The organism is Bradyrhizobium sp. (assembly GCF_016462955.1).
GTDB lineage: Bacteria > Pseudomonadota > Alphaproteobacteria > Rhizobiales > Xanthobacteraceae > Bradyrhizobium.
The window spans coordinates 1-5,493 of record NZ_JAEMSD010000459.1 but is presented as its reverse complement, the minus strand read 5'-3'; the positions used below and the strand labels follow the sequence as shown (position 1 = coordinate 5,493).

The following is a 5,493-nucleotide window of genomic DNA, read 5'->3' as shown; positions in this document are numbered from 1 at the left end:
GCTCGCCACCCAGCTCGGCTACGCCAGCGTGCCGGCGTTTTCGGCCGCATTCCGCCAAGTGACGGGGCGCACGCCGACGGAGTTTGCCTCACACTCGGTGTCGTCGCCCGGCTTGACCGGGCGACCCAGTACGCCGAGGCGGCTCGGCTAGAATCGAAAAGCTGCGGCGTACTGGATGCCCCGGTCAAGCCGGGGCATGACAGCCTGCTTTGGAGACATAGCCTGGTTTCACATGCAACAAACTTGCGCTTGATTGTGATCGGCTTCCGCCCAAATCTTGTGTAAACTTCCGCAACGCACAAACCGGAATTGAAAAGTCCCGATGGCCAACGCCTTCTTCTCCGACCTGCTCGCCACCATCTCCGAGCGCGGCCGCACGTTGCTGCGCCGTGGCGATTCCGCCGACACCAAACGCGATGCCGATGGATTGCTCGAGCTCTGCGATGCGCTACTGTCGGGGCGCGGCGAAGCCTCCGGCACCGCGATGGCGCGCGAAGTGCTCGACGTCTACGGGGAGCTCGATGCGGCCGGGCGCCGTGCCTTCTTCGAAGGGCTCGTGCGCGATTTCGGCCCGGATCGGGAGCGCCTGTCCAAGGCGATCGAGCAATGGCGCGCCGAGCCCAGCGACGAGGACGCCAGCTCGTTGCATTTCGCCTCGGAGCCGCGGCGGCAGGAGCTGATCCGCCGGCTCAACCGCGCGCCCGGCGGCACCGGCGATCTCGTCGCCATGCGCGCCGATCTGCTCGGCATGATGAACGGGCACACCGATCTCGCCGCGCTCGACCGCGACGTCTCGCATCTTCTCTCTTCGTGGTTCAACAGGGGGTTTCTCGTGCTGCGCAGGATCGACTGGTCGACCCCGGCCAACATCCTCGAAAAGATCATCCGCTACGAGGCCGTGCACGAGATCTCGGACTGGGACGATCTGCGCCGCCGCATCGATCCGGTCGACCGCCGCTGCTACGCGTTCTTCCATCCGGCGATGGTCGACGAGCCCCTGATTTTCGTCGAGGTGGCTCTGACCGAGACGATTCCCGGCGCGATCGCCCCGCTGCTCGCGGTCGACCGCCAGCACCTGCCGATCGAGAAGGCCCGCACCGCTGTGTTCTATTCGATCTCGAATACACAGCGCGGCCTCGGCGGCATCTCCTTCGGCAGCTTCCTGATCAAGCAGGTGGTGGAAGAGCTGCGCCGCGAATTGCCGAAGCTCGACACCTTCGTGACGCTGTCGCCGGTGCCGGGCTTCATGGCCTGGGTAAAGCAGGACAAGGATCTGCCGCTGTCGGACGAGGACCGCGAGACGCTGAAGCGCCTCGACGATCCCAGATGGTTCGAGAGCCCGGAGACGACCGCGCTGCTCCGCGGCGTGCTGGAGCCGCTGGCGGCGCATTATTTCCTCAAGGCGCGCACGCCGAAGGGCCGCCTGATCGATTCCGTGGCCCGCTTCCATCTCGGCAACGGCGCGCGGCTGGAACGCATCAACTGGCTCGGAGACCTCTCGCCGAAGGGCGTGCGCGAGTCCGCCGGCGTCATGGTCAACTATCTCTACCGCCTCGACGACATCGAGAAGAACCACGAGGCCTATGCCAATGACGGCGAGGTCGTGGCCTCCAGCGCGGTGAAGAAGCTGCTGAAGGGTGAAGGACGGCGGCTGCTGGATATGCGGTTGTCGTAACGACAAACTCGGCTGCCGTCCCGGACAAGCGCAGCGAAGCGGAGCGCAGATCAGGGACCCATAGCCGCAGGGAGACACCGTTACGGGGACTCGGAGTTGCCTGCTCGCGCCATTGCTCCTCCCTGGGGTTATGGGTCCCCGCCTTCGCGGGGACGACACCGTTGTTGACGCGGCCGTCTCGCCTCGAACTCCGAAGCGCCCCTACTCCGCTAGCGCCTTCATCTCCTTGTACAGATCCGACTTGCCCTCGAAGCCGACGCCGGGAAGGTCGGGCATGGTGATGTGGCCGTTCTCGACGCGCACGCCGTCGGGAAAACCGCCATAGGGCTGGAACAGGTCCGGGTAGCTTTCATTGCCGCCGAGACCTAAGCCCGCGGCGATGTTGAGCGACATCTGGTGGCCGCCATGCGGGATGCAGCGGCTCGGCGACCAGCCGTGGGTCTTCAGCACTTGCAGCGTGCGCTGGTATTCACACAGGCCGTAGGACAGAGCGCAGTCGAATTGCAGCCAGTCTCGGTCGGGGCGCATGCCGCCGTAGCGGATCAGGTTGCGGGCGTCCTGGTGGCTAAAGAGATTCTCGCCGGTCGCCATCGGGCCCGGATAGAACTCGGCGAGCGCGGCCTGCAGCGCGTAGTCGAGGGGATCGCCGGCTTCCTCGTACCAGAACAAGGGATAATCGCGCAGCATCTTGGCGTAGGCGATCGCGGTCTCCAGATCGAAGCGGCCGTTGGCATCGACGGCGAGTTGCGCGTCCTTGCCGATCTCCTTCAGCACCGCCTCGATGCGGGTGCGGTCCTCGGCGATGTCAGCACCGCCGATCTTCATCTTGACGACGTTGTAGCCGCGATCGAGATAGCCGCGCATCTCGGCCCGCAGCATCGAGAGATCCTTGCCGGGATAATAATAGCCGCCGGCGGCGTAGACGAAGACGCGCGGATTGGCGGTCAAGCCGTGACGCTCGGCGAGCAGGCGAAACAGCGGCTTGCCCGCAATCTTCGCCACCGCGTCCCACACCGCCATGTCGAGGGTGCCGACCGCGACCGAACGCTCGCCGTGACCGCCGGGCTTCTCGTTGGTCATCATCGCGGCCCAGACCTTGTCGGGATCGAGATTATCGCCGGCTTGGTCGAGCAACGATTTCGGATCGGCTTCGAGGATGCGCGCGGCAAAGCGCTCGCGGATCAGGCCGCCCTGCCCGTAGCGGCCGTTGGAATTGAAGCCGTAGCCGACCACACGCTTGCCGTCGCGCACCACGTCGGTGACGACGGCGACGAGGCTCGTCGTCATCTTCGTGAAGTCGATATAGGCGTTGCGGATCGGCGAGGAGATCGGCTTGGTGATCTCCAGGACGTCGACGATGCGGACGGACATGGGCGGTTTTCCTGGCTGGATCTCTCCGCTCGTCATGGCCGGGCTTGACCCGGCCATCCACGTCTTTACCACGGAGCAAGTCTGAAGACGTGGATGCCCGGGTCCAGCCCGGGCATGACGACAGAGTGCGGGGCGACGGGCGTCTATTTCTTATCCCTGAAATACGGCTCGACCGGGCCGTGCACCTTGATGGTCAGCGGGTTGCCATGGCGGTCCTTGGCATTTCCTGCGGTGACGCGGACCCAGCCTTCGCTGATGCAGTACTCCTCGACATTGGTCTTCTCGATGCCCTTGAAGCGGATGCCGACGTCGCGTGCCAGGATGTCCGCGTTGTAATAGGGGCTGTTCGGATCGACCGACAGGCGGTCGGGAAATTCGTCGCTCATGATTGTCTCGCTCACAACAGTGTTTCGATTTGAGTCCGCAATCCTTCGGGCCGTGCGGTCGGCGCGTAGCGCGCGATCACGCGGCCCTTACGGTCCACCAGGAATTTGGTGAAATTCCATTTGATGGCGGCCCCTAACAGCCCGGATTGCTGGCGTTTCAGATACTCGTACAACGGATGCGCCTTCGGCCCGTTGACGTCGATCTTCGCAAACAGCGGAAAGGTGACGTCGTAATGGGTCGAGCAGAATTCCTGGATCTCGCTCGCCTGTCCCGGCTCCTGCGCACCGAACTGGTTACAGGGAAAGCCGAGCACGGAGAAGCCGCGCGGCGAGAGATCGCGATGGAGATCCTCGAGGCCGCGATATTGCGGCGTGAAGCCGCATTTGCTCGCGGTGTTGACGATCAAGAGCACCTGTCCCTCGAAACGCCTCAAGGCGACCTCCTCGCCGGCGAGCGAGTTGGCCTTGAAGTCGTAGATATCAGTCATCACTAGCCCACGGGATCGATCGGCGATGGCGGCACGCCGCCGGCCTCGATCGCCTCGCCCGCGAGCAGACAGAGATCCTCGCGATAACGCCCCGACACGATATGCACGCCGACCGGCGCCTTGCCGACCAGGCCTGTGGAGACCACGAGGCCCGGCAATCCCATGAAGGGAATGGCGATCTGCGGCAGCTGCGCTTCCCAGACGCGCTTGAAAGACTCCTCGTCCTTGCGGTCGAGGTGATCCGGAAACGGCAATTCGCCGGAGACCGGCGTCAGCAGCACCGCGTATTTTTCGAAGAACAGCATCCATTCGCGGGTCAGCGTGGCGCGCCGCGTCAGAGCCTTGGCGTAATCGGCCTGGTCCATCGGCGTGACCCTGGCGCGATTGCCGCGCAGGCACGCGAGCGCACCGGGATCGCCCTCGCGCTCGGCCGCCTCGAGCTGCGCCTCATATCCGTCGCCGAGCCAGAGCTTGATCTGCCACTCGACCGCCTCGCGCATCGGCGGCGTGTCCTCGATCACATCGACGGTCCAGCCCGCGCGCTCCAGCCGCTTGCCGGCATCGCTCACCGCGGCCTTCACCTCGGCCGTGGTGGCAAGGCCGCCCGGGTTGAGGCAGAGTGCGGCGCGCTTGTCCCGGGCCGGGCCTTGCAGCGGCACCGGCACGAACCAGGGATCGCGGATGTCGCGGGCCGACATAGCTTCCAGCGAAATCCTGAGATCGTTGACGGTGCGCGCCAGCGGTCCCGACACCGCCATGACCTGCGGCCCGATCGGGCGCTCCGGCAGCGCCGGGTTGAAGGCGGGAATGCGGCCGAGCGTCGGGCGCAATCCGTGCACGCCGCAGGCATAGGCGGGATAACGGATCGAGCCGGCGATGTCGGTGCCGTGAGCGATGTGGCCGATGCCGGCCGCGACCGCCGAGCCGGCGCCGCCGGAGGAGCCGCCCGGCGTCAGCGAGGCATCCCTGGGGTTCTTGGTATCGCCGTGGATGAGATTGGTGGTGAACCAGCGGTAGGAGAAGGCCGGGCAATTGGTGCGACCGAGCAAGACGGCGCCGGCTTTGCGGAAATTGGCGACCACCGGATTGTCCTCGCGCGCGATGACGTCGCGCTGGAGCTTCAGGCCGTTGGTGGTGGCAAAGCCTTCCTGGTCGACATTGGCCTTGATGGTGACGGGCACGCCGGCGAGCACGCCGGGGTCCTCTCCCCTGGCGATGGCGGCATCGACGGCATCGGCCTGCTTGAGCACGTCCTCAGGCCTGTGATCGATCACCGCGTTGAGCCTGGGATTGACGGCATCGAGCCGGGCGAGCCCGGCCTTGGCGGCCTCCCGGGCGGACACTTTTCGGGATTTGACGAGGGTGGCGAGGTCGGCGGCCGACAGGCGCCAGAGATCTTGCATGGCTTGCTCCGTGTAACCGGCGTCTTTTAGCGCCGGGAACGCGGCAAAGCCATGCGGATTTCGCGGGGGCGAGGGCGACGTCATGTTGTCTCAGATCGCGCCGCACGCACGCTGCAACCTCTCCCGCTTGCGGGAGAGGTCGCGCCGTAGGCGCGGGTGAGGGCTCTCTC

At 65.5% G+C, this 5,493-nt stretch carries 5 protein-coding genes and 1 pseudogene; 2 read left to right on the top strand and 4 right to left on the bottom strand.

The annotated features are described in order from the left end of the window. Both JHD07_RS31595 and JHD07_RS31590 read left to right on the top strand, forming a co-directional pair. Nucleotides 1-151 (top strand): annotated as a pseudogene (locus tag JHD07_RS31595) (AraC family transcriptional regulator); the annotation flags it as partial. A gap of 171 nt (nucleotides 152-322) precedes the next feature. Then, nucleotides 323-1,675, top strand: coding sequence for a malonyl-CoA decarboxylase (locus JHD07_RS31590; protein WP_291629279.1), 1,353 nt, complete (start codon nucleotides 323-325; stop codon nucleotides 1,673-1,675). Between the two features lie 201 nt (nucleotides 1,676-1,876). On the opposite strand, the gene tarD is transcribed toward JHD07_RS31590, so the two are convergent. From tarD to JHD07_RS31570, 4 genes are all read right to left on the bottom strand, one after another. Beyond that, nucleotides 1,877-3,046 carry a D(-)-tartrate dehydratase gene (tarD, locus tag JHD07_RS31585; RefSeq protein WP_291629277.1) on the bottom strand — a complete coding sequence of 390 codons (1,170 nt, stop codon included), beginning with the start codon at nucleotides 3,044-3,046 and terminating at the stop codon, nucleotides 1,877-1,879. A 143-nt stretch (nucleotides 3,047-3,189) separates the two neighbouring features. Next, a complete protein-coding gene (locus JHD07_RS31580; protein WP_029674077.1) occupies nucleotides 3,190-3,432 on the bottom strand; it encodes a DUF3297 family protein in 243 nt (80 codons plus the stop codon). An 11-nt stretch (nucleotides 3,433-3,443) separates the two neighbouring features. Then, nucleotides 3,444-3,920, bottom strand: coding sequence for a glutathione peroxidase (locus JHD07_RS31575; RefSeq protein ID WP_291629267.1), 477 nt, complete (start codon nucleotides 3,918-3,920; stop codon nucleotides 3,444-3,446). 2 nt (nucleotides 3,921-3,922) lie between these two features. Beyond that, nucleotides 3,923-5,323 carry an amidase family protein gene (locus JHD07_RS31570; protein ID WP_291629265.1) on the bottom strand — a complete coding sequence of 467 codons (1,401 nt, stop codon included), beginning with the start codon at nucleotides 5,321-5,323 and terminating at the stop codon, nucleotides 3,923-3,925. Between the last annotated feature and the right edge of the window lie 170 nt (nucleotides 5,324-5,493).

Excerpts from the sequence above, each read along its gene's own strand:
- tarD (WP_291629277.1), bottom strand. The coding sequence starts at position 3,046 with ATGTCCGTCCGCATCGTCGACGTCCTGGAGATCACCAAGCCGATCTCC.
- JHD07_RS31575 (WP_291629267.1), bottom strand. The coding sequence starts at position 3,920 with ATGACTGATATCTACGACTTCAAGGCCAACTCGCTCGCCGGCGAGGAG.
- JHD07_RS31580 (WP_029674077.1), bottom strand. The coding sequence starts at position 3,432 with ATGAGCGACGAATTTCCCGACCGCCTGTCGGTCGATCCGAACAGCCCC.
- JHD07_RS31590 (WP_291629279.1), top strand. The coding sequence starts at position 323 with ATGGCCAACGCCTTCTTCTCCGACCTGCTCGCCACCATCTCCGAGCGC.
- JHD07_RS31570 (WP_291629265.1), bottom strand. The coding sequence starts at position 5,323 with ATGCAAGATCTCTGGCGCCTGTCGGCCGCCGACCTCGCCACCCTCGTC.